We start from the raw sequence: 23,892 nt of genomic DNA on the forward strand, positions 1-23,892 counted from the left end.
GGACATCTTTACCGGGAGAGCTGTCATGCAAGAGTTGATTCTGCACCATTATCCCCAGTCCCCCTTCGCTGAAAAGGCAAGGATGATGCTGGGGTTCAAGAACCTGCCATGGCGCTCGGTCATCATCCCGGCCATTATGCCCAAGCCGGATCTGACCGCGCTGACGGGCGGGTACCGGCGTACGCCGGTATTGCAGATCGGCGCTGACATATACTGTGATACGGCACTGATTGCGCGACGGCTGGACCGGTTACAAAGCCTGCCCGCTCTGTTTCCGGAAGGGCAGGAAGCTGTTGCAGCGAGCGCCGCGCAGTTCGCAGACCAGGTCCTGTTCCAGCATGCCGTCGCCATCAATTTCCAGCCTCAAGGTCTGGCTGAGCGCTTCAAAGACATGCCCGACGCTGCAAAAACAGCGTTTGCGGCGGACCGCAAAGCGCTGTTCACCGGCGGTAGCGCAAGCAGACTGCCATCACACCAGGCCTTGTCCCAATGGCCGTCGCTGCTGGGCCGTCTCGAACAACAGCTGTCAGAAAGCGGCTCCTTCCTGCTCGGCGAAGAGCCGTCCATCGTCGACTTCGCGTATTACCATCCCCTGTGGTTCGTCGCCAGTAACAGCGCTGTGGCCAACGCGCTCGATCCCTACCCCCAGGTCCTTGAGTGGATGAACGCGGTTGCAAGCTGCGGGCACGGTGATTCAACAGCGCTCGACGCCAGCGCCGCAATCCAGATCGCGCGGGACGCTACGCCAGAATCTGTCGCTGTGCTGCAGGACAGCCAGAAGCTGCCCTTTACCGATCCCGAGGGACTCACGGCTGGACAGACGGTAACGATTTCCGCAACCGACTACGGCACGGAGCCTGTCACAGGCACACTGGTCTATCAGGACGCCGAGGAGATTGTGATAAGCCGGGAGGATGACAGGGCCGGCGAAGTGCATGTCCATTTTCCCCGGTTCGGTTTCAGTATTCAGCCGACCGGATAAAATAGTCGGCGGGCCGATTCCGAAGCCGCCCGGCAGCCGGGTCTGGGTTCCCGGCCCTTGCTCGCTTGGATTGACCGGATGCGACAATCGATCGCATGAGTAGCCGACTGACAAAAAATGACTGACGGATGTTTAACGGACTGAGCACCCCATGACCGCAACTTCAAAACCTGCAGAGTTTTCCGTACCCGAAGCGAAACCCTCAACTCATTTATCCGCTGTTGAGATAGCCCGCCGGATCGCCGCGGGAGAGACCACGGCGGTAGCCGTTGTGGAAGAGCATATTGCCCGGATCCAAGCCGTCAATAAAATACTGAATGCCGTGGTGGTCGAGTGCTTCGACGCCGCTCGGGCAGATGCGCGCGACGTGGATGAGCGTCGCGCCCGGGGTGAGACGCTCCCGCCGTTGGCGGGTGTGCCAGTGACCATCAAGGAGTGCCTGGACGTCGCTGGCACTGCATCCACGTTCGGTCTGCCGAGCCGGGCAAACCACCGCGCCGAGGCGGACGAGATACATATCGCACGGCTCAGAGCCGCCGGCGCCATCCTCCTCGGCAAGACCAACGTATCCCAGTGCCTCATCTACACCGAAGCCGACAACCCGCTCTACGGGCGCACGCTCAACCCCTGGAATCTCGATCGGACGCCGGGGGGCAGCAGCGGTGGCGAGAGCGCGATTATCGCCGCTGGTGGTTCTGCGCTCGGGCTTGGGACTGACATCGGTGGCAGCGTCAGGATTCCCGCGCACTTCTGTGGCCTTGCGAGCCTGAAGCCGACTTCCGGGCGCCTCGACGACCCTGGTAAATACAGCGTACCCGTGGGCCAGCGCGCGATCCCGAGCCAGGTCGGTATCCTGGCCCGGCACGTGGAGGATGTCGCCCTGGGGTTGACTATCGCCAACGGTGACCCGGACCCGTGCGACCCCGCCCGCAGTGTCATTCCTGACTGGTCTGGTGTGGATGTCAGCAAGCTTCGGATCGCGTTCTATACCGACGACGGTACGTTTAAGGTGGCCCCGGCAGTGCGGCGGGCTGTCAACGAAGCCGCGGAGATCCTGCGCGCGGCGGGTGCCGAGGTGACTGAATGGATGCCGCCTCGGGTCCCGGACGCCATGACGCTCTTCAACCGGATTCTGACAGCGGATGGCCTTGCCGGCGTACGCAATATTCTGGCCGACAATCCCCGCGCACCCCAGATCCAGCAACTTCTAAGGGTAACCAAGATACCCGAGCGGCTCGGTAATGGTTTGCGCCAGGTCCTGAGAGGGCTGGGCCAGACAACCATGGCGACTAACCTGGAAGCGGTGACAGCGGCAACTGCGGCCCAATACTGGCGTAATGTTGAGACACAACTGGACTATCAGGAAGCCTTCGCTGATGCCATGGCGCGGGCGGACGGCGGACCTTTCGACCTGATTCTGGCCCCTCCCTGCAGCCTGCCCGCTTATCTCCACGGCGCCACACGTGACCTTCTCACGGGCGGTGGCTACCTGACCCTGTACAACCTGCTTGGCTACCCGGCCGGGGTTGTGCCTATGACGCGTGTCCGGGCCGAAGAAGAAACCGAGCGTAAACCGGGGCTCGACTACATCAAGAAACTGGCCCAACGTATCGAAAGGGGCAGCGCCGGGCTACCGGTCGGCGTGCAGGTCGTGGCAAAACCGTGGGAAGAACACCGGGCACTGGCGGTAATGCGTACACTGGAAAAAGCGGCTCGCCTGCGCCCGGATTTCCCCTGGACGCCTGTCACACCGCCGGCGCCCTGAGCACCTGGCGCCAGCCTGGCAGCGGCCGTCAGTTAGCCGGCCGGGGCCGCTCGCAGGGGGTGGCTATCGCCATGAATTCATCAGCGATACGGGAAGGTGGCCGAGTCAGCAAACTGACACCAACAAACAACGCTGTGGCAACAATGATGCCCCAGATACCTGCCGGAAGCCCCAGCAACGCGTTGCCGGTGGCATAAAGGGCGAGGACAAAAACACTGGTCCCGATCACGCTCGCCAGAGCGCCCGCCGCAGTACCTCGACGCCAATAGAATGCGCCGATGATCGCAGGTACAGTTGCGACCAGACCTGATGACGCGGCGACCGAGAGGATGGCAATCAGGTCCAGCTCAAGCTCGGCAAACCCATAGGCGAGTAACGCAATCACAGGTATGACTATTTTTCCCGCCACTAGTTGCCTCTGATCGGTTCGGCCTGCCTTCAGATTGGCGTAGACGTCGCGAGCAACCATGGACGAAAGCGTCAGCATGATCGAGTCAATGGTTGAGACGGCCGCGGCCAGAATACCCACCAGGACGACAGCGCCCAGAATGGGCGGCACGTGGTTGGAGCCCAGCAGCGTCGGCGTGGCCAGATCAGCGCTTTCCAGGTCAGGAAAGGCGACCAGAGCCGAGAACCCCCAGAGTACCGATACCAAGGTGTAAATCAGCCCGAATACCAGGAAACCCAGAAGCATCTGCCGCATGGCGCGTAGCGATGACGGCATGAAAAGCCTCTGGCTAACCTGTGGGTTTGACAGGCTGAAGAAGAACCAGGGTATGGTCAGCCCCAGGAAGGTGACGAAGCTGAACAGGCCGATGCCCGGCACCACCAGGGACTGGGGCTGTTCGGTGGCCAGTGTTTCGAAAAGCATCGCTATGCCGCCGAGGCTATCTATCACGAGATATGCCACCAGGGTCGAAGCGAATATCATCACCAGAGCCTGCAGCGTGTCAGTCCACATCACGGAACGTATTCCTGCGACGAACGAGAACAGAATAGCGACCGCAGTCGCCAGCACCGCACCCGTTGTGAACGAGACAGCGCCGTTCGTGGCACCACTGAGCAGGTAACCAACCCCGGCCAGCTGAACCGCCGCGTAGGGAATGAGGAACACACAACTGGCCAGGGCAACCGCAACGGCAACCCATTTGTTGTCATACCGATGGCTCAGCATCTCGCTGGGCGTGACGAAGCCGTAGGTCCTGCCGACAAACCAGAACTTCGGACCGAACACCGCCACCAGGGAAACCCCGGCAAAATAGACAATCTCGAACCCCAGGGCGCCGACCCCGCCACGGTACGTCAATCCCGCCAGCCCGACCATCATGAACGCGCTGTAGGTGGTTGCGCTATAACTCATGGCCGACACAAAGCCATTCATCCTGCGCCCACCCAGAAAGTACCCGGCCATGTCCGGGACACTGCTCCGCCGGGACAAAAGCGCTACGAGACTTGCAGCAACGAGGTAAACACCGACCGACCACCAGATAAGGGCTTCAGTCATGGTCTGCCCCGCTACTTTCGCTGTAGCTTCTATTGCGGTTGCCTGATCGACCGTCCTGCTTATCGCCAACACCGTCAGCATCAGTGTCATAGAGGCGGAAGGCGCCGGTAATATAGACGTTGATGGCGATGATCAGGACGCCCGCCAGGCTCCAGAACAGGAGGCTGCCGTGCCAGGCAGCAACATCACTGAAAACCGTAAAAGGGACAAGGTAGCATAGGAATACCACCAGCCAGACCCACCATATCCCTCCGCTTCTGCGCATGTGTCGCCTCGCTCCAGTGTCCGTGGCTCTCTAGTATGCCGTAGACCCGCTAGCGTACAGCAAGTTTACATATATTCGCAGCTTAAAAGAGCGAGGCCCGGGTACGGTGTATTACACGCCGCTGAACATTCGTTTACCAGCCACAGAGCGGCGTGGTCGTACCTGGAGGGCGTTGATATAGTCAGATTGAGCGTAGGGACTACGGTGGGTTCAGCGATACGACCGTATGCCGTATGCCATATTCTTTAGCAGCGAAAGGAGGACCGGATCATGCCAGCCAAGTCCAAATCGCAACAGATGGCCGCCGGCGCCGCACTCTCCGCCAAACGTGGCGAGCAGAAGGCGAGTGACCTGAAGGGCGCGTCGAAGTCGATGTATGAGTCCATGGATGAGAAAGAACTTGAAAAGATGGCCTCGTCCCAGCGTAAGGGCAAGCCGGATCATAAATCTGACTCCTGACAGTCAGTGCCTCTGCCCCGCCTAGTGTCCCGTGCGGAAATTCGTCTGCCTTACGCGAATTATCCGTATGGGGCGCTAGCCCTGCCAGAGGCCGGCTAGGCTCCTTGACAGCGAGGCCAGCCCGCCGTCAGCGTCGCAGGACGCCGGCCTGGCCAGATTCGATGTATCCAGCTCTACCAGTGTGTCCCGCTCACAGGCGCTGCCGTCATCCGCGCAGACCTGCAAACCATACTGATAAAGATTGCTGTCGATGTTGGGGACGATAAAGCGCACGTCCTGCCCGGCGCCAACGGCTGTGCCTGCGGTTGCCTTCAGTTCGCTACCGTAGGGCACGGCAAAGAGAACATAATGCTTGCCTGCCGTCAGCGGCAGTTCGCTGACCGACACCTCATAGAGACTGCATACGTCAAAAAGAGCCTGATAGTGGTCCAGATAAAGCGCGTCGTCGCAACGGTCGTCGGCATCGAGGACGTGCTTCAGTGAAGAACCGCGTCCTATGACTGTTCCCTCGTAGAGCTGCTGCAGCTTTTCACCATTGGTTATCCCTGCGCCCATGGGTGCAGTCGTGATACCGAACGCGGTTGTGGATGCCTTAAGCATGGACTCAGCTTGATCCGGTGTGATCGTACGCTGCTGCTGGCGCAGATGCGCCACCATACCGGCCGCAATCGGGGTGGAGAAAGAGGTACCCGCATAGTAGGAGTCGCCACCGTTGGGATTCGGCGCGACAACATTAACGCCCAGCAAGCTGATGTCGACCGCAGCGCCAAAATTTGAAAACGAGGCCTGGTCGCCCCAGCGGTCCACTGCACCGACGGTAATGACGCCCTGACAGTTGGCCGGTGTAAACGCACCTGCATCCACCGCCGAGTTTCCAGCAGCAACCACGACGGTAATACCCTTGCTCCGGGCAAAATTGATCGCGTCCTGCATATAGGCCGGGCAGGAACCACTCGCGCCAAGCGACAGGTTGATCACATCTATCTGCACCCCGATGGCAGGCACGCCCAGAGTAGTGTCGCCAGCGGCGTAGCGAACGCCCGTAGCAGCCTCCAGCAGACTGCCGACGCCATCACAGTTCAGCACGCGCACTGCGTAGAGGTTGGCGTCGACCATGCCCGCTATGCTCTGCGCATTGTTTGTTTCAGCGCCGATGATGCTCCCGACCACCTGGCCGTGAAACGAGGTACAGTCCTGGGCGTCATAGTCGAGGTAAGCCGTGCCCGCGGTGCCGTCGCTGGTGAAATTGTAACCGCCGGCCCAACTCAGCTCTGGATGGTTGGTAAATCCACTGTCCAGCACCGCGATATTGACCTCATGGTTTTTGTCAGCCCGCAAGTAGGCCGCCTCAAAGTCTGACTGGCCACGATAGATATCAGTCCGGGCCTGCCAGTGATGCTGTTGCAGATACCAGGTGTCGTTAGGTATGCCGGCAACGCTGGCTGAACGAGTGTAAAACATGCTGCTCATGTCGACAGGCGTCGATGGCAGTGGCTGGGGGACTGCGGTCGGCAAATCCCGCTCCACCGCGAGTACGCCGTCCTGTTGTCGCAGAAGCGCGGCGGTTGCGTCTGCATCTTCCTGCGGGACTGTAACGACCTCATAGTCCGCACCGGCCGCGCTGGAACCGGCACTGAGGGACTGCATGGACACTACGCCTGCGGGCTCCTTCTTGACCACCAGCCTGATTGCAGGACTGCCAGCGGCCACCAGGGATCTGGTAGCTGATTTTGTGGCTGCAACGGATTTCGTGGCCGCAACCGAAAGGCCGGGCAGTGCAAACAGGAGCGCGGCAATTGCCACGATACCCGTGGCTCGGGAGGCAGATTTACTCACAACACCTCCTGGATCGAGCAGCTTCCGCTCGTATCGCTGTTGAGATCGAAACGTGCCAGAAAACGGTACTCCGGTGAATAGGTCCAGGTGCCGTCTGCGCTCGTCTGGCCAAACTGATGATCGCTCTGGTAGCGGGAGTAATGCCCGGCGGCCGCCTCATACCCGAAACTTCCCCCGCTGAGCGATGGCAGGACATCCACTAACTCTGGCTCGAGCGCAGCCAAACGCTGTTGGCCATACAGAGAATGGGTTGCGAGCGACGCCTCAGCCAGCGCCAGAGCATCGGCAAGCTGACTGTCCGCTACAAGCCCGCGCTCATAGAGATCAAGCTGCGCGACGAGCTGGCTGCCGGTAAGCTGGAAATCACCATAGGAAGACTGGCCCACCGGATTGAATTCACGCAGCAGCGTTTGCTTGTCCGCATGCAGAATGCGAGAGCTCAAGTAGAGAAGATCGACCAGGTGGGTATAGAGTTGCTTGTCCGCAGCCAGCGCGAGAAGCAGCTGATGCTGACGGGTAAGTGCCTGTGTGCGCTGGTAGATCGGTTCGGCTGAGCTGTTCTCCACGACGACATTGATCTGGCTCGCCGTGGTTTCACCCGCCGCCAGCGTCAGCGTGCCGGTGACGATACGGTCAACCTCGCTTGCAACCAGGATCAGATTGCCGTCCCGATATTCGGCAGCGACTCCCGGAATAACACCTGACAGAGTCAGGCCGTTTGCGCTGCTGCCAACAGCCAGTACCCGGGTTTCGTTCTCTGGCAGACTAACCACAACAGCGGCGGTAACTGCTGGCGCAGACAGCGTCGTGCGGCCACTACTCTCAGAGGTGGTCTCGCCGGAGCTGGAGCTGCCGCCACATCCGCTCAAAAACAGTGCCGTTCCCGCGCAGATTGCGGCCCACTTCGCTCTTTGCATCAAATCCAGCCACCACCAGGAAAATCACAGTGAGCCCTGGCCGACCGTTACTGTCGCCGGCCGGTCGGTCCCATCACAGAGTAGGCCTGCAAGGCACTTGCTCACTGCATACTCTAGGGACCGATCCGGTCGCACTCCACTGCGTTTCGTAGTTCAAGTGTTAGAGGGTGTTGCAGAACGTAGCGAAGCATCGCTGGGCCAGGCGAAAGCGATGCAAAAGTAGAGTTTGCGAGTGGTCAGTGGGCATCTTGGGGTCGTTTCAGTGACGTCTGGCTGGGGCCAGGAGTACTGCAACACTTTCGCTGCAGATAGCGGCACCAAAAAGCGGCTGGATGGCACTACCGGCAATGCTTAGCGCAACAGTCACTCGGAAGCTACCGGCGCTGGGTCGGGCAGCCACTGACGGGCCAGCCGTTCGTACGTACCATTGGAAATGATGGCCTCAAGCCCACGCTGAAAAAGCTCAGCGGCCGCCTTTCCCTTCGGGTGTGTCTTGGAGAAGAAAACATAAAGATCGACTTCATCAATAAAGCCGACGATCTCAACTTTCCGCTCAGCCGCGGATTCTGCCTTGCCGCGCAGAATGGTCTGCCCTATTTTGTCCGTTACCAGGGCAAAATCAGAACGGCCCAAGGCCAGCATCTTCAGGCTACTTTCGTCAGACGGTGCAACAATCCGGTTTATCCGGGGGTTCTGGTCTACTTCGTCGGTGTTGAAAAAGCCGCGCGTTACAGAGACATCCTGGCCTTCCAGGTCCTCTACGCCCAGCCCCTTTCCTGCCTCACCCGTGCGTGCCCATATGGCCAACTGCACCGTTCCGATCGGGGTCTTATGCCAGTGGAAGGCCGAGCGATTCGAATCATCAATCGCCCCGGTGAAGCCGCCGATCAAACGCCCACTTTCAACCAGGTAAAGGACCCGGCTGAAAGGGCCTGTCTGAAACTGGACCTCTGTACCCACGGCGTTGAAGGCCGCACGCGTCAAAGCAGGCACGAAGCCAACCAGTTCGCCGTCCCGCACGGCCGAAAAGGGGTAAAAATCGTCCTCGGCTGCAAGAGTCAGGGAGCGGGCCGAAACCAGGCCTGCAGCGATGCTCAGGCCTGCTGCGACCAGAAGTGAGGCCAGTAGAATGGCTTTTTTGCGCAAGTACATCATGGCCGGCATCTTCCTTGGTTAGCTGACATGCAGAAACCCTCTGGTGGAAAGGCCGCAGACCTTCTCCGTCCGGCAAGGCGTATCATGGGTCGTCCTCCTATGCCCTCCATTGAAGACTAGCGGCTTACTGCAGCTTTAACTGAGGCACCTTTCATAAAAGTAGCATAACTATCAATCATCCGTTATCAGCTCTACAGCCCATGCCGTTCATGCCATTCAGCCAGACTCTCATCGGGATATCCATCGAACTCAAGGTCCTGCTCCGCTGACTGCACCGGCACCCAATCAGCCTTACTACCCAGCATCATATGTACGCGCTGGGGCGGACGCGGCAGCTCAGTATCGATAGCAGATGCGTGGGGGTGGATCAGGTCTGGCCAGCGACTGTCATAGACCCACAGGGCGGTACCGCACTCCCGGCAGAAATGCCGTTGCGCTTCGCTGATGTCGTCTTCAAGACGCGCATGGTAGTGATCAATATGGGCTTCTCCCTGGATTTGCAGGCTCTGGTAAAGGCCGCCGAGATTGATCGCGTAACCGCCACCGCCAGCAGTCTTTCGACAGATGGAGCAATAGCAGAGCATAAACGGATAGGGATGCGGACATTCCAGTTGGAAATGAACAGCGCCGCACTGGCATGAACCTTCGAGTTGCATGTTGACCTCCTGCATTGAACTGGGCTGGAAATCTGTCCGAACCATAACCTGCCCGTGTGAGACAATAGGCGACCCTGCAAGCGCCGCACGGTTATATTCAACCGCCACTGACCGCAGGGCGACAGGACGTCAATTGCGGCGGTGCGGTTAATTTTCTAAGGTAACACAAGCCAATCAGCGCCGTTCACAGGGACACACCATGGCCACATCAGCCCCTCTTATCTGCAGTCTGGACACGGATCAAGCTTTTGTCGCGCAGGTCTCGTCCCACCTGGGTCTGCAAAGCATGGAACTGGAAGAGCGCGACTTCGGCGACGGCGAGAACAAGATCCGCCCTCTTTGCAGCGTGCGGGACCGGGACGTCTATCTTGTGCAATCGATATATAGCGACGCGGGACTCAGCGTTAACGATAAGCTGGTCAGGGTGCTGTTTCTTATTGGGGCGCTGCGCGATGCCAGTGCCGGGCGCATTACCCTGGTTGCCCCATACATCTGTTACTCCCGCAAGGACCGGCGCGCGCAACTGCGTGACCCCGTTGCCAGCCGCTATGTCAGCCAGCTGCTCGAATGCATGGGCATCGACCGCGTTGTGACGCTTGACGTGCACAACGAGGCTGCGTTTCAGAACAGTTTTCGCTGCCCAAGCGAGACGCTGCATACCCAGCGACTGTTCGTGGATCACTTCAGCGCGTTGCTACCGCCCAATAGATTGTGCGTGGCGTCGCCTGATATCGGCGGCGTTAAACGCGCTGAAAGTTTTCGGGCTCAGCTTAGCCGTTTTATTGGCCTGGCAGTTGGTCAGGCGTTTGTGGATAAGCAGCGAAGCAACGGCCAGGTCAGAGGGGAGGCCACCGTGGTGGGCGATGTCCGCGGGCAGGACATCATTCTCTACGACGACATGATCGCCAGCGGAACTACTGTTGTCCGCGCCGCAGAGGCGCTGCTAAGCCAGGGCGCGCGCAGTGTACACGCGGCCGCCACCCATGGTGTATTTGCAGAAGAGGCGAACAGCGCATTAGCGTCCGCCCCTATCTCCAGTATCACGGTCACTGATTCAGTACCGCCATGGCGGCTGGTGGATGAAAAAGCCCGTGCAAAGCTCACGGTACTTGGGGTTGCGCCGTTTATCGGCGATGTTGTAAGCCGACTGAACCGGAGCGAGTCCCTGGCGGAACTGATGGACGAGCTCAATAATGCTCATCGCCACAGCGAGTGAGCAGTTACGGTAAGCAAGATATCGAAACAGCCGAAGCAGGAGGGCCAGTTGAAATGCCCAAGCCCAAGCCAGAGTCCACGCCAGAGCAACAAAACCTCACCGTGGGCGTGATTTCCGACACACATGGCCTGATGCGCCCGGAAGCTCTTGCAGCGCTTGATGGGAGCGATCTTATCCTGCACGGGGGCGATATCGGTAAGCCCGCTGTGCTTGATGCGTTGCGGGAAGTCGCGCCGGTGGAGGCGATCAGGGGCAATGTCGACACCGGCGACTGGGCCCAGGTGGTGCCTTGGCGTCGCAACCTTGAGCTGGCGGGAATGTCGGTGCACCTGCTCCATAATATTGCCGAACTGGAACCGAGGGATGTGGAGTCTCTGGATGCTGTTGTGTTTGGGCACTCACACAAGCCACGCAACGAGACGCTCGGCGGTGTTCTTTACTTCAACCCCGGCAGTGCGGGGCCGCGGCGGTTCAAGCTTCCGGTTACCGTCGGCAAGTTATACCTGCGTCGGGGCCACCTCGCTGGTGAAATCGTGGCGCTTCCTGTTTAGCCGGGCTTTCCATTTAGTCTCGCTTTCCTTTGACCACTCACCCCGTAAACACAACGCGGCCAATCTGTGCCCCTTCTTGCGGAACCTAACTGTCTCTTGCGAAATGATGTATTCAGGTTAGGCTGGTATCCCCTTCGGGACACTGTTTAGAATTCTGTCTGTTCGGTTGAGCCAGGCCCATGCGTTACATTCCATTCGTTTTCGTTGTCCTCTGGGCTACGGGCTTTATCGCCGCCAAGTGGGGCCTGCCCTACGCCGAGCCGTTCACTTTTCTGGCCCTGCGCATGGCGCTCGTCGTGCCGATTTTTTTCCTGCTTTCTCGCGCCCTTCGAAGTACCCGCCTTACCTGGACCCAGCGCCGGGACCAGATGTTGGTCGGGCTGGGCACGCACGGCGTCTACCTGGGCGGCGTTTTCGTCGCCATCGAGCACCGGATGCCCGCGGGTATTGTAGCGCTGATCGTCGGCACACAGCCTTTGCTGACCGCGCTGATTGGGCAGTTCTTCCTGCAGAAGCGGCTGGCACTGAGAGAATGGGCCGGTATAGCGCTTGGCCTGGGCGGCATTGCCGTGGTTCTGCTGCAGGGCGGCAAGATGGAAGGCGCGCTAAGCGTCCTCAACATCGGCGCCGCCGTTCTCGCCCTGCTGGGCATGTCCCTGGCGACGCTCTGGCAATCCCACCGGGGCGGCATGACCGATCTGGTCGCCGGCGGGTTCTGGCAGTATCTTGCAGCACTGGCGCTGTTTGTGGCCTTGGCAGCGGGGCTTGAGCAGAACGACGTAAACTGGACGGCGCCCTTCATAGGGGCCTGGCTGTGGTCGGTGTTCGTACTATCGCTGGTCGCCATCCTGCTCTGGCTTTACATGCTTCGTCACGGTGAAGCGGCCCGGGTTACACAATTCATGTATCTCTCGCCGCCAACCACGGCACTAATGGCCGCGTTTCTGTTTGGCGAACCGCTAACACCGCAGACAGGCTTCGGCGCCGCACTGGTTGTGTTCGGTCTCTATCTGGCACGGCGACCGTCGCCGGCAAAGCATGTCGAAGCCGCTGCTCCCGGTCGCGCCTCCTGACTTAATTGAAACCTACTCGACAACGGAAATGTACTTTTGCAAACCCTGAACCTTCAGCTGCTAACCGCCTTTATACCGACATTTTTCGTGGTCTCGGTAACACCTGGCATGTGTATGACCCTGGCGCTGTCCCTCGGCATAACCATCGGTGTCAGGCGCGCGATGTGGATGATGGTGGGAGAGTTGGCTGGCGTCGCGCTGGTGGCTACCGCGGCGGCTGTAGGGGTAGCGACGTTCATGCTCGCGTACCCGGGTCTGTTTACGCTGTTCAAATACGCCGGCGGGCTTTACCTCGGCTGGCTTGGCGTACAGCTCTGGCGTTCGCGCGGCAAGCTGGCGATGCCTGAAAATGATACGCCACCGCCAAACATGTCACGCCTGCAACTGGCTGCGCAGGGGTTCGTGACAGCAATTGCCAACCCCAAGGGCTGGGCTTTCTTCGTTGCGTTGCTGCCGCCGTTCATCGACCAGAGTCTGCCTATGGCGCCGCAGCTCACGGCCCTGATTCTGATCATCCTTGCGCTTGAGTTCAGCTGTCTTCAGCTATACGCCCACGGTGGCCGCAAATTGCGCCAGACGCTTCGCAAAGGCGCGGGAGTGACCACCCTGAATCGTATCGCCGGGACGCTTATGGTCCTGGTGGGCATCTGGCTCGCATTCGGATAATGCTGCTGAAGTTGGTCCTTCAGTCGCCCGCTATTTCTTTACCCATTTGCCGTCCTTGAGCACAAACTGCCCGGCCGGTGTCTGTTCGATGGCTTTCTTACCGGCCACGGTTTCCACCTGAGTCACTGGAATATTGTGGTTCTGCGCAATTCGCGCGTATTCGTCCCGGCGCGCTTCGTTGATGGCCTTTACTACTTCTTCCGCATGTTGATCCGGCTTGACGGTCTGGAGATAACCCGAAGGCGTCTCACCCGCCAGGCCTTTCTGCTTGACGGCATCCAGGGCCTGCTTGGCAGCTTCCAGGCTCATGCCCAGTACCGGCAAGCTCAGGCAGAGTGCCAGGATTAGAACCGAAAATCGGACTGAAATTTTCATGAGCTATAACTCCGTAAAAGGTCCACGGGCACAAATCCCGGAGACGAAGAACCCAAGCTGGGTATCAAACGAAGGGCGGTCCATCAGAACAAACCTTTTTCGTTGAAGAGCTCGTCCACATCCCTGTCGACCTTGACGTAAACCTCATGCTGAATCTTTACATTGAGGTTTACCGTAATCGGCTCTTTCGGCGCCGCCATCTGTACCGTTGGTGTGCAGGCAATGCCCATCGCGGCGACCATACCGATCATAAAAAGACGGACCCCGCACTGACTTGGGGGTGCGGACCTGAAACCTTGCCCTTGCATACGCTGAACTCCTGCGTAATAACCTTCTTGAACGAATTCAGCCTCGGTGCCCTGGCCCCGTTGCTAATGCTGAAAAGCTAACCCGCCTTACATTACTTTTCCCGGCCTTACCTTGCAGTGCATTTCAGCGAGACTGACCCTCACGTTTTTCGACGCGGTTAAGGACCCGGTCAGTTACAGCGCGGTTAACGCGGTCGCTAAGCCTTAGACTATGAATCAGCGCCGGAATGTCCTCTTCAAGATTGACGTTTAGCACAACCGGATAACCATCGCGAACTTCGGGGTTCTGACCCTCGAGGTGCAGATCCAGCATTAGCTGGCCAGACCGATCGTAGTTTACGGAGCTTCGCAACACAGAATAGTGAAAATTTGCCACCGCATCCGCAACCAGATCCATAGCAGGATTCTCCGGCGTCAGGCTGCGGAAACGGTCAGCAGGCAGTTTCAGCACACCTCCGCCGGGCGAACTCAATACGCCCCCTTCAACGCTGATACCGTGCTCGCCTATTCGAACAGGAACGCGGCCACGTAGCTGACCCGTTCCGGATACGCCCTCAGTCGGGTAGAGCGCCATGATCCGACTCAGGTCCACACCGTCGAATGTCACAATCATGAGCAGCGGGCGCTCGGCCACGGACCAGGCATTTGGCTCAACCTGTACGCTCCCACCGAGTACCTGCGCAGCAGCACGCCGCAGGTGGAGCACCCCTTCCTGAAAGTTCGCGGGGCTTGCACGATAAGCTGCGTCGAGCACGATATTCTCTATAGGAACGCCCGGATTGAGCTGATCCAGCTTCAGGTCATGGCTTTGCAGATAAACGGTTTCGCCACTCAGACTGAACGCCAGACCTCCGCCGAGACCTGACCAGTCCACCTGCCCATACTGGCCACTGAGGGCGGCAAAACCCAGCTGGCCTTCGATATCTGCAGGCGCGCCGCTGATCATTTCCGTCCTGAACCGTGCGTCCAGAGCACCAGCAGAGAACGAGAGAACGTCCGGCCAGCGGGAAAGTGTCCCGGCCAATACATGACTCGCTTTTGCGCCTGTAAGTTCCAATCCGGCGTCGAGAATGAATGCATCACCAAAGTCGTACGCCAGGCTGAGACCCGGGGCCGCCCCGGATTCTGCTTCCAGCTCTCCTTCCAGTGTCAGGCGATCCAGATCCAGTGCGACGGTACCATCGAAATGCCATGGCTGCGTCTTTAGAAAATCGTGGCGTAACCGTACCGCATCGATCGTGACCGGTCCGGCAAGGCGCAGGCTGCTCAGGGCTGGTTCGGTCAGATCGTAATCCGCCGATAACGTTGTTTCGGCCAAATCGGCCGCCAGGCCGTCCGCCCAGAACGGCCGCGCGCCCTCGGGGTTATCAACATAGTCCAGTAGCAGTTTGGCCCCGGGGGAAAGCTCGAGAGACAGGCCTTCAACGCCTGCTTCACCACGCCCACGGAGATCGGCCCGGGCGCCGCGAAAAATCCACCCGCCCGCCTCCAATCGGGGGAAGTCCAACCTGACGCGAACGTCTTCCAGCTGCACGGTCCGGGAATCGGCCGTGGGCAAAGCCAAGTCCGCGTCTATATCGAACGCAGTCGCGCCCTTACCGCGAACGGACACATCCAGGGTAACGCGCTCCTGAGTCGGCGGCTCTGAGTCAGCATGCGCAGGCTTCGCCTGTTGACCGGGACGGATGCGCAGGACCAGACTCCGAGGGCGCAGGATACCCGGGACCGACTCAACCCAGCTCGCCGGTTCGGTAAATGTCAGATCTGCGTTTACATGCTTTACCTGCCAGCTCTCCCGGGCCAATGCCATCGCCACGCCGAGATCGCCCCTGACTGCGGCCATACCGGGAACCGACCAGGCTTCGTTTATGCGGCCAACAACCGATACATCGCCCGATACCAACCGCGTCATCTCGCCTTCGACTTGCCCTTTGAATGTCCAGTCCGCGGAGATAGCGGCACTGTCCGGCTCTGGCTGGGTCGCCAGCTTGAGCTCGGGAACAGGCCGCCATTGCCTGAGCCAGCTAGCCACCGCCCCAGCGTCCGGAAGTCGCGGCATGGTCAGCGAACCCGTCCAGTGAACGGCCCGGCCCCCTTCTCCTTCATCTGGCAGGTACTCAGTCCGGAGCTGGATGTATTTTTTTCCACCCGCGGTTATGGCCGCGCTCAGGCTAAGGCCCGCCGGAATGGCTTTTCCTTGTGAGCCTGGCTTTCCGGCGCTTTCTCCTCCAGAAGACTGTTCAATCTCGGCAGCGACCAGGACCTCGTGACCGTTTACGTCAAGCTGCACCTCAGCCTCTGCAGGCCAGATGGAAGCGGGGCCGGACCGGGTGGCCTGGAGCGAGCCCTTGAGCTCGCAGCGTCCGCCCTTGCAGGGCAGCGTCACCTGGAGATCGGCAACGCGGATAGAGCGGGGCATCCAGAAAGCGGGACTTTGGGCAATCTCCAGGGAGGGATAACTATAGGGTGCAGCCTGCGGTGTCTGAGCCGGCGGCGGGGCACCGTCCCAACTGACGGTCAGGCGCTCGGCCGCCAGGTGATCCACCTTAAGCCGAAAAGCCCGCCAGCTCCAGCTCAAAGTAAGCTGCTCTGCCGCAACCCGGACACGCCGCTCCGGCTGGACCAGGACAAAACCGGCGGCATCCAGCTCCACTTTGCGCAACGACAGTGTGAGGTCGCGCCAGTGCAGTTCCTCGATCCCCACCTGGCGCAGACTGCTGCGAAGATGCGCCTGCAGGCCGAGTGCCGCGACCACGAGCAGCAGCACGATCGCCAGAACCGCCAAACCGACTCTTTTCCGCCGCGTCATGCAGCCGTGCTCCATGTGCCCGCACACCGCCGCGTCGCCTCATAGGCTAATTCATCCTGGAGTGCGGTACCGGTGGGGCCTGACGCTCTGCGCATTGTAGAAGCGCAGGCCCGCATGACGCCGGAACCTCTGCACCTAACCGTTGCCGACGGATGGGCCGGCGCTGATGATGACGCAATTCCGACCTTCGTGTTTAGCGGTATAAAGCGCATTGTCGGCCATTCGCAGCAAAGCTTCCTTGGTTTGGGCGTGCTCGGGATAAACGGCGATGCCCAGCGAAACGGTAAGCGAGCCGAGGGATCTACCACCATAGTGGAGCTCGAGCTGTTCAATTCTGGTTCTCAGTTCCTCTGCGCGAGCCTGGGCTACTTCCCTACCGGCCTCGGGCAGCACCAGTATGAACTCCTCGCCGCCAAAGCGGCAGGCAATGTCGCCGGATCGCACCACCCCGACCATCTGCGCCGCGAGCTCTTTAAGGACGAGATCACCCGCTTCGTGGCCAAAAGTGTCGTTGAAGCGCTTGAAGTGATCCACATCCACAGCAACCGCAGCCAGATGTTTGCCGGAGCGTTCCATGCGGGCCAGCTCCCGGTCAAAGGTTTCTTCCAGGTAGCGCCGGTTGAACAGCCCGGTAAGCGGATCGCGCACCGACTGGCGGCGCAGTTTTTCTGCCAGACGAAGGTTACTGAGCGAGAGCGCAAGCCGCTCGGCCACAGTCTTGGCCAGGGTCAACTCGTGTGGGTCAATCTTGCCCTCAGGCAAGTGCTCCGCTGAGAGGAAGAGCGTGCCCAACACTTCGTCCCGGGTCGTGAGAGGGATACATATTGAGAGAGCCAGCTGCGCTGACTCAACGTGCGGGCAGAACAATTCTGCGGACTCCGGTGAAACCCGGTGGGTACGTCCGATACGCAGAGCCCGGCAGTCTTCCGGATGAAACCGGCTTACCGGTGTCTGTCCAACGCCCCAGCTGACGGTACGCTCAGCAAAATCGCGCGAGGCCGCCAGCACATAAAGCGCGCCACTCAGGCGCGGCAGCAGCTTTTCGATCGCCCTGGCTGTGGATTCGTAGGCTTCGGCTTCGCTGTTGGAAGAGATCAGCATGGCTTGCAGGCTGTCGAGCAGCCGGGTTTCACGTTCGAGCCCCTGGACCCGCTCCGCCATCCGGTTAAAGCCCTGGCCAAGGGCGCCTAGCTCATCCGAACGCGGATCTTCTACCCGGGCATCAAGGTCGCCCTGCTCGATGCGTTTTGTTGCCGAACGCAGGCGCCCTATGCTGCGGATGGTATCCAGTTGCATGATCAACAGTAGCGCCAGGCCGATCCCAACCCCGGCAACCGGTAGCACCGTCGACAGTAGCTTCACCAAGCGCATCTCTTCGCGGGCTTCCTGCGCCAGCTCGAGTTGTTCCTGCTCCTTGGCAGCGATGGACTGCTCGACCTCGGTCCTTATCTCGTCCATTAAACGGCTGCCACTGCCCGAAGCAACAATCTCTACGGCCAGTTCATCTGCTTCCTGCGCCGCCCGAGTGAGCTCTTTCAGCAGATCCGCCAGCTGGGTGGCCAGTTCCTGTGCCTCCTGCGCCTCCTGACTGTCGGTGTCGGTGTTGGTGTCGGTGTTGGTGTTGGAGTCCGGGCCTGGTTGCGGGGTCAGCGCGGACTCCAGGCGCGCTCCGTAGAGGCTTGCCTGCAGCCAGTTGTCCTCGCGTACTGTGCCACGGGACAACCTTACAGCCCGGCGCAGCGGTTCCTCGAACTCGAACTGACCGTCCGGCAGCCGTTGAGCTGCAATATCTTCAAGTGGAAGCCCCGCATCCAGCTGCGCCTGCAACGCCCTGACATGGTAGAGCGCTTCGAAGCTAAGGTTGAACAGCCGCCCTGGCGATTGCGCCCTCGCATAGATCACCGGCTCGGCGACATTGTCCCTCCAGCGCTGGTAAAGAGCGGCAACCCGATCCAGGGCCTCACCGCTGCCGTTACCGTTGAGCGCCCGCCATTCTTTTGCGGACACCATAAAATCAGCTTGCGCACTGGTATAAGGCTCAAGGAAGTTGCGGTCGCCGGTGATGACGTAGCCGCGCTCACCGGTTTCGGCGTCCAGTATCGCGTTGAGTGTCTCGCTCCGCACCACAATGCCACGAATGTTCTGCTCGGCTTCTGCAGACAATTCCTCAGCGCTTTGCAGGCTCTGTTCAACGATCCACGACATTGCTGCGACGACCACGATCGGCAGGGCCAGACCGGCAAAAACCTGAGATCGAAGCGGGATTCGACGCCAGAATGCCAACGCGTCACGAACAGCCAAGGAAATCACCTCCGCAGGCGTGGAACACGGCAGCGGTTGCGCCTGCGCGAAGGTGCGACGGGCAGCTGGTCTTCTCGGAAAAGCCGGAAGGATAGTTCGAAAGCGGAACAGGATAGGGACATGTAACTGCTAACTGCATGTATAAGCACGCTATTTTGATTGCAAAGTTCAGACTTATCACTCTACCCGTGCAACCGATACTAAGGCAACGCCGCAGCCGGCCAGCGTCACCAAACCTTGACCTGCGCCCCGTTAAACTGTGGCCCAGTCTGCAAGAGGTTAAAATCCGCCAACCTTGATCAGATCCCTGTACCCAACTGTATGATAGGGGCTGTTTTCCAGCCAGGGAGTGCTTTCATGACATTGATGCCGTTTCTGTACCTGGCCCTGGGCCTAGTGCTTCTGGTTGCGGGTGCGGAAGTTCTGGTCAGGGGGGCGACGCGCCTCGCGGCGGCGTTCGGGATTTCTCCACTGGTCGTCGGGCTGACTGTGGTGGCTTTTGGCACCAGCGCACCCGAGATGGCGGTTAGTGTTCAGTCGAGTCTATCCGGTACAGGCGATATCGCGCTCGGCAATGTCGTTGGCAGCAATATTTTCAACGTCCTGGCCATTCTCGGGCTGTCGGCACTGGTAGTGCCAATGCTGGTTTCCAGACAGTTGATCCGCCAGGACGTCCCGGTCATGGTGGCTGCGTCCGTGCTGGCCTTTGCGCTCGCCTTTGACGGCACGCTGGGGCGTATTGATGGCCTGGTACTTTTTGCGGGAATCATCGCCTATACCGCTTTTCTGATCGTGAGCAGCCGGCGCCAACAGAAACTGGCCAACGATGAGTTTGCCCGCGAGTACGGCCCGGCTGAGGCACCTCAGTCAGACTCCTGGTTAAAGAACGCATCGTTCGTGGCCGCTGGCCTGGTCCTGCTTGTGGTGGGCTCAGACCTGCTTGTGAGCGGTGCGGTTGTGTTGGCGCGCGCGCTGGGGCTGACTGAACTCGTCATCGGCCTCACCATTATCGCGGCAGGCACGTCCCTGCCGGAAGTAGCCACGTCCATAACCGCGGCGCTAAAAGGTGAGCGCGATATTGCAGTTGGTAATGTGGTCGGCAGCAACATATTCAACCTGTTGGCCGTGCTGGGGCTGGCGTCGCTGGTCGCCCCAGAGGGTCTTGCGGTACCTGCCAGCGCACTAGCTTTCGACTTTCCCGTTATGCTCGCGGTGGCCATTGCCTGCCTGCCCATTTTCTTCTCGGGCTACGTGGTCAATCGCTGGGAAGGGCTACTGTTCCTGGGCTATTACGTCGCTTACACAACACACCTTGTGCTCTCGGCCGGTGGCACAAATGCCCCTGGGCTGTTCCAGCAGGCGATGGTCTGGTATGTCATGCCGCTCACCGCAGTGACCTTGCTGGTTATCGGCATTCGCTCATGGCGCGCGCAATAACGCCGGCATGTGATGCACAGTCCTGCCACACCTGGGCAACGCAAAACCGTGCAGGCCGGTAAGTAAACAAACCAGCTTTCAGAACCGATCTGCGTCAATTGCTGGTGCGCGGCAGCCTCGGATAGGCCAGAAGCTGTTCGAACTCATGTTCAGGTACGGCTGGGGAGAACAGGTAACCCTGGCCGTAATCGCATCCGGCCGAAGCGAGAATATCCATCTGCTCGCGGGTTTCGATCCCTTCGGCGATAACCTTCAGCCCCAGTTTGTGAGCCATGATGATGATGGTCTCGGCGATTGTGCGTGCACTGGCATCAGTAATATCACTGACAAAGGAGCGGTCGATCTTGAGGTAGTCGATATGAAATTTTTTCAGATAGGCCATTGAAGAATAGCCGGTTCCGAAGTCATCTATGGCCACCTGTATGCCCGCGTCGCGATACTCCAACAGGCGATCTGCCACTGAATGAGAGGCGTGTAGCAGAACCCCTTCGGTAATTTCCACCGAAATACAGTGGCCCGGCACGTCCAGATCCTTGAGGAAACCTGGCCATTCCTGCTGACTCGTCCGGGGCCTGAACTGCAGCGGAGACTTGTTAACGCTGATCTGGAAGCCACTGGCCAGAAGGCCTTCCCATCGTTTCGCACAGGTCGCGGCTTCTGTAAAAACCCAGTCACCGATCTCCGAGATCAGCCCTGACTCTTCAGCCAGCGGGATAAACTGCGAGGGCTCGACCAGGCCGAAGATCGGGTGATTCCAGCGCAGCAGGGCCTCAGCCTTGCGGATACCGCAGTCCCGCAGGCAGACAATGGGCTGGTAGTATACCTCCAGCTGGTTTTCCTGCAGGGCATCCCGGAGTTCAGCGGCAAGCCGCAGGCGCAGATGGGCCTTTTCATCCATCTCATGGGTGAAGTAGCTGAACTGGTTCTTGCCGGCCTGCTTGGCGGCGTACATCGCCTGGTCGGCTTTGCGAATCAACTCCTGGGACGTGGACGCGTCATCCGGGAACACGGTAATGCCAACACTGCCGGTAACATGAGCGGCTTCCTTGCCCAGGTAAAAAGTTTGGCTTAGCGCCGTAACGATTTTCTGCGCCACTTTCTCTGCAACGCTGGCATCCTCGAGTTCACCCAGGATCACGGTAAACTCGTCACCGCCGAGTCGCGCCACGGTATCGGAATGACGCACGCACTGCTCCAGCCGACGTGCCGCTTCCTGCAGCAGCTGATCGCCAACGTCATGCCCGAGTCGGTCATTAACCTGTTTGAAGCCATCCAGGTCAATAAAGAGCAGGCCCAACTGGTAGCGGCCGCGGTAGGCCTTCTTGACCTCCTGCCCGAGCCTGTCCCGGAACAGGCGTCGGTTAGGCAGTCGCGTCAGCGGACAGAAGTTGGCATGTTCCCAGACCCGTTTTTCGGCCTGCTTGCGCTCGGTGATGTCCCGTATGAGAATCTGGACTGCTTTCTTGCCCTCCAGCACAACCGGGGCTGCTGAGACTTCCAGATCTACCGGCTTGCCGTCCACCCTGCGCCAGCGCTCCTCAAGCAGAGGGGCAGGCTTGTCGCTCTCCAGCAAGCGTCCAATCCGAAGCTGGACCAGCTCACGGTAGCGGTCGTCAACGAACTGCAATGCGGCCACCCCGATCAGATCTTCGGCCGACCGCGCACCCATAATTCGAGCCGCAGCCGCATTGGCATACTGAATCGCATCGTCCGCCTGGACCAATATGCCATCCGGACTGAGGTCAGCCAGGGCCCGGTAACGCCCCTCACTGGCTCGCAAGGCTTCCTCTGCGGCAACGCGCTCGCTGAGGTCAACAGTCACCGCTAGCACGCCATAGGCTTCGCCCCCGGCATCCTCAAGCCGGGTAAGGCTACTGCGGGACCAGATCACCTCGCCGTTTGGTCGGACATAGCGCTTGTCTATGGACGTAGCGTTCCCAGACGCGAGCACGTTGCCGAAAGTTTCCAGGCTGTGGGCTACATCATCCGGGTGGGTGACGTCGGGAATACCGACTGTACGCATGACTTCCGGGCTGCGACCGACGATTCGACAGAGTTCGTCATTGACGCGAAGAACCTCGCCCGCCAGGGAGATCTCACTCAGGCCAACCGGCGCCCGGGCGAACAGGGCATCCATGCGAGCCTCACTCTGGCGTAACCGCTGTTCAGTGGCGCGCTGATCAAGCGCATTGCCCGCAGCCTGAGCCAATGCCTCCAACAAGGCTACCTGCTCGGGCTCCGGGCATCGCGGCTCCGACCAGTAGGCGCCGATCGCGCCGGTGGGTTCGTGCGTGTCGAGCGGTACCATGACGATGCTGCGAACAAAGGTCGGCTTGTATAGCTCCAGAGGAACGCGCGGGTCATCAAAGACACTCTCGACGATCGCCGTTTCCCGCCTGCTGATTGACCAACCGGAGATGCAGGAAATGGAGGGGAAACGGCGGCCCTGCCAGAGCGGGCCAAGCGGAGAATCTTCGCTGACATAATGGCACTGGTCGCCATCCTTGAGCACTAGCGAAATCCCGTCTGCGCCTGTCAGTTCCCTGGCCGAGCTGCGTACGACTTCCATAATCTCCGATTGATGACTGGCGGCAGTGACACGCGCCAGCGCCTGGGCAAGCAGGCGGAAGCGATGGCTGCTGGTCGACTGCATTGTCTGGCTCGCCTGGCGTTTCTGGACCTGTTCGGTCACATCAAAACCGTGGCCCAGTATGCGCGCGCAGCTCCCGTCCTGTTCAAACAGGGGGTGGTAGCATATATCGATATAAAGGTGCTGGGTCTCCCCGGCTGATGTTTTCACCGTAATCGGAAACTCGCCGCCGACATAGGGCTCGCCGGAATCCAGGACTGCTCGGAGGATTTCCCCGAGGCCGCTGGCGGCCATACCCGGCAATACATCCAGCACAGGCATGCCCTGGAGATCATCGCAGCCGGCTAACCGTCGGAAGGCCTCGTTAGCGAATTCAATCGTGAAGTTGTTACCCTGAAGTATGTGCAGGAAGGAAGGCGCAAGCTCGAAGACCTCTTCGAGTAAACCCAGGCGATGCTGGCTGAGCTGGCTGATAAGCCCGTCGCGTTCTTTTTGTAGCTCACGCGTCCGGACCCTTTCGGTGGTCTCTTCGGCAGTGACCAGAATCGCGTTGCACTCCAGGTTCGGCACCGCGCTGTAGGTCAACGTGAAAAAGGCTTCTTCGGAAGCACCGTCGCGCTCAAGGGTGAGAGCTTTGTCGCTGAAACTGAAGGACTTGCCTTCCCCTAGCACGGCTTCGTAGAGGGGACGATTGAAATCCCAGACTTCAGGCCAGCAGTCGCGGGTCGGCTGGCCGAGCGCCGCCGGATGCCTGTTGCCCAGAACCCGTCGATAGGGATCGTTATAAATCTGAACCAGATCGCGCCCGCAGAGCAATACTGCTGGCACTGGTAGCTCCAGCAAAATATCCACGGCTGCCCGCATGGCTTCGGACCATGTCCCGATTCGACCCAGCCCCGCTTTTGTCCAGTCATGCTGGCGAATCAGGGCCGCCATTGTGCACTCAGCCCGAGGCCAATCAGACTGTCCGTTGTCACCCATATCGCGCCTCCCCTGCGCAGACATGATCGTACGGCTCACTGTCGGC

General features: G+C 59.7%; 19 protein-coding genes. 8 read left to right on the forward strand and 11 right to left on the reverse strand.

What is annotated here, in order from left to right:
* Positions 1-25 precede the first annotated feature (25 nt).
* Both soil367_RS14645 and soil367_RS14650 read left to right on the forward strand, forming a co-directional pair.
* Positions 26-982, forward strand: coding sequence for a glutathione S-transferase family protein (locus soil367_RS14645; protein WP_136549797.1), 957 nt, complete (start codon positions 26-28; stop codon positions 980-982).
* 151 nt (positions 983-1,133) lie between these two features.
* A complete protein-coding gene (locus soil367_RS14650; protein ID WP_136549798.1) occupies positions 1,134-2,747 on the forward strand; it encodes an amidase in 1,614 nt (537 codons plus the stop codon).
* Between the two features lie 28 nt (positions 2,748-2,775).
* Here soil367_RS14650 and soil367_RS14655 read toward each other — a convergent pair whose 3' ends face one another.
* The gene (locus tag soil367_RS14655; protein ID WP_136549799.1) at positions 2,776-4,251 is read right to left on the reverse strand and encodes a sodium:solute symporter family protein; all 1,476 of its coding nucleotides are present in this window, start codon (positions 4,249-4,251) and stop codon (positions 2,776-2,778) included.
* A complete protein-coding gene (locus soil367_RS14660; RefSeq protein WP_136549800.1) occupies positions 4,244-4,516 on the reverse strand; it encodes a hypothetical protein in 273 nt (90 codons plus the stop codon). Before soil367_RS14660 ends, soil367_RS14655 begins: the two co-directional genes overlap by 8 nt.
* 270 nt (positions 4,517-4,786) lie before the next feature.
* On the opposite strand from soil367_RS14660, the gene soil367_RS14665 reads away from it, so the two are divergent.
* Positions 4,787-4,975, forward strand: a complete 189-nt coding sequence (locus tag soil367_RS14665) for a DUF3008 family protein (protein WP_136549801.1) — start codon at positions 4,787-4,789, stop codon at positions 4,973-4,975.
* 75 nt (positions 4,976-5,050) lie between these two features.
* Here the strand turns inward: soil367_RS14665 and soil367_RS14670 are convergent, their stop codons facing one another.
* The 4 genes from soil367_RS14670 to soil367_RS14685 form a co-directional block, all read right to left on the reverse strand.
* On the reverse strand, positions 5,051-6,811 hold the full coding sequence (locus tag soil367_RS14670; protein ID WP_136549802.1) for a S8 family peptidase: 1,761 nt from the start codon (positions 6,809-6,811) through the stop codon (positions 5,051-5,053).
* Positions 6,808-7,728 (reverse strand): hypothetical protein, encoded by a 921-nt coding sequence (locus soil367_RS14675; protein ID WP_136549803.1) that lies wholly within the window; start codon positions 7,726-7,728, stop codon positions 6,808-6,810. The genes soil367_RS14670 and soil367_RS14675 overlap by 4 nt, the downstream gene beginning before the upstream one ends.
* 363 nt (positions 7,729-8,091) lie before the next feature.
* A complete protein-coding gene (locus soil367_RS14680; protein WP_172962358.1) occupies positions 8,092-8,883 on the reverse strand; it encodes a substrate-binding periplasmic protein in 792 nt (263 codons plus the stop codon).
* Between the two features lie 191 nt (positions 8,884-9,074).
* The gene (locus soil367_RS14685; RefSeq protein WP_136549805.1) at positions 9,075-9,539 is read right to left on the reverse strand and encodes a GFA family protein; all 465 of its coding nucleotides are present in this window, start codon (positions 9,537-9,539) and stop codon (positions 9,075-9,077) included.
* A gap of 199 nt (positions 9,540-9,738) precedes the next feature.
* Here soil367_RS14685 and soil367_RS14690 point away from each other — a divergent pair, with 199 nt between their 5' ends.
* The 4 genes from soil367_RS14690 to soil367_RS14705 all read left to right on the forward strand — a co-directional run bounded on the left by soil367_RS14690 (position 9,739) and on the right by soil367_RS14705 (position 13,045).
* Positions 9,739-10,755 (forward strand): ribose-phosphate diphosphokinase, encoded by a 1,017-nt coding sequence (locus soil367_RS14690; RefSeq protein WP_136549806.1) that lies wholly within the window; start codon positions 9,739-9,741, stop codon positions 10,753-10,755.
* A 53-nt stretch (positions 10,756-10,808) separates the two neighbouring features.
* Entirely contained in the window at positions 10,809-11,306 is a 498-nt protein-coding gene (locus tag soil367_RS14695; RefSeq protein WP_136549807.1) for a metallophosphoesterase family protein, read from the forward strand.
* A gap of 179 nt (positions 11,307-11,485) precedes the next feature.
* Positions 11,486-12,379 (forward strand): DMT family transporter, encoded by an 894-nt coding sequence (locus soil367_RS14700; protein WP_136549808.1) that lies wholly within the window; start codon positions 11,486-11,488, stop codon positions 12,377-12,379.
* A gap of 36 nt (positions 12,380-12,415) precedes the next feature.
* The gene (locus tag soil367_RS14705; protein ID WP_136549809.1) at positions 12,416-13,045 is read left to right on the forward strand and encodes a LysE family translocator; all 630 of its coding nucleotides are present in this window, start codon (positions 12,416-12,418) and stop codon (positions 13,043-13,045) included.
* Positions 13,046-13,075: 30 nt separating this feature from the next.
* Here soil367_RS14705 and soil367_RS14710 read toward each other — a convergent pair whose 3' ends face one another.
* The 4 genes from soil367_RS14710 to soil367_RS14725 all read right to left on the reverse strand — a co-directional run bounded on the left by soil367_RS14710 (position 13,076) and on the right by soil367_RS14725 (position 18,838).
* Positions 13,076-13,420 carry a YdbL family probable chaperone protein gene (locus soil367_RS14710; RefSeq protein ID WP_136549810.1) on the reverse strand — a complete coding sequence of 115 codons (345 nt, stop codon included), beginning with the start codon at positions 13,418-13,420 and terminating at the stop codon, positions 13,076-13,078.
* A gap of 83 nt (positions 13,421-13,503) precedes the next feature.
* Positions 13,504-13,671, reverse strand: a complete 168-nt coding sequence (locus tag soil367_RS14715) for a YnbE family lipoprotein (protein WP_136550658.1) — start codon at positions 13,669-13,671, stop codon at positions 13,504-13,506.
* A gap of 181 nt (positions 13,672-13,852) precedes the next feature.
* A complete protein-coding gene (locus soil367_RS14720; protein ID WP_172962359.1) occupies positions 13,853-16,537 on the reverse strand; it encodes an intermembrane phospholipid transport YdbH family protein in 2,685 nt (894 codons plus the stop codon).
* A 135-nt stretch (positions 16,538-16,672) separates the two neighbouring features.
* Entirely contained in the window at positions 16,673-18,838 is a 2,166-nt protein-coding gene (locus soil367_RS14725) for a diguanylate cyclase (protein ID WP_136549812.1), read from the reverse strand.
* A 357-nt stretch (positions 18,839-19,195) separates the two neighbouring features.
* Between soil367_RS14725 and soil367_RS14730 the strand changes: the two genes are divergently transcribed.
* Positions 19,196-20,275 (forward strand): calcium/sodium antiporter, encoded by a 1,080-nt coding sequence (locus soil367_RS14730; protein WP_136549813.1) that lies wholly within the window; start codon positions 19,196-19,198, stop codon positions 20,273-20,275.
* 94 nt (positions 20,276-20,369) lie between these two features.
* On the opposite strand, the gene soil367_RS14735 is transcribed toward soil367_RS14730, so the two are convergent.
* Positions 20,370-23,846, reverse strand: a complete 3,477-nt coding sequence (locus soil367_RS14735) for a sensor domain-containing phosphodiesterase (protein WP_172962360.1) — start codon at positions 23,844-23,846, stop codon at positions 20,370-20,372.
* Positions 23,847-23,892: the final 46 nt, after the last annotated feature.

Origin of the sequence: Hydrocarboniclastica marina (genome assembly GCF_004851605.1) — a bacterium.
GTDB lineage: Bacteria > Pseudomonadota > Gammaproteobacteria > Pseudomonadales > Oleiphilaceae > Hydrocarboniclastica > Hydrocarboniclastica marina.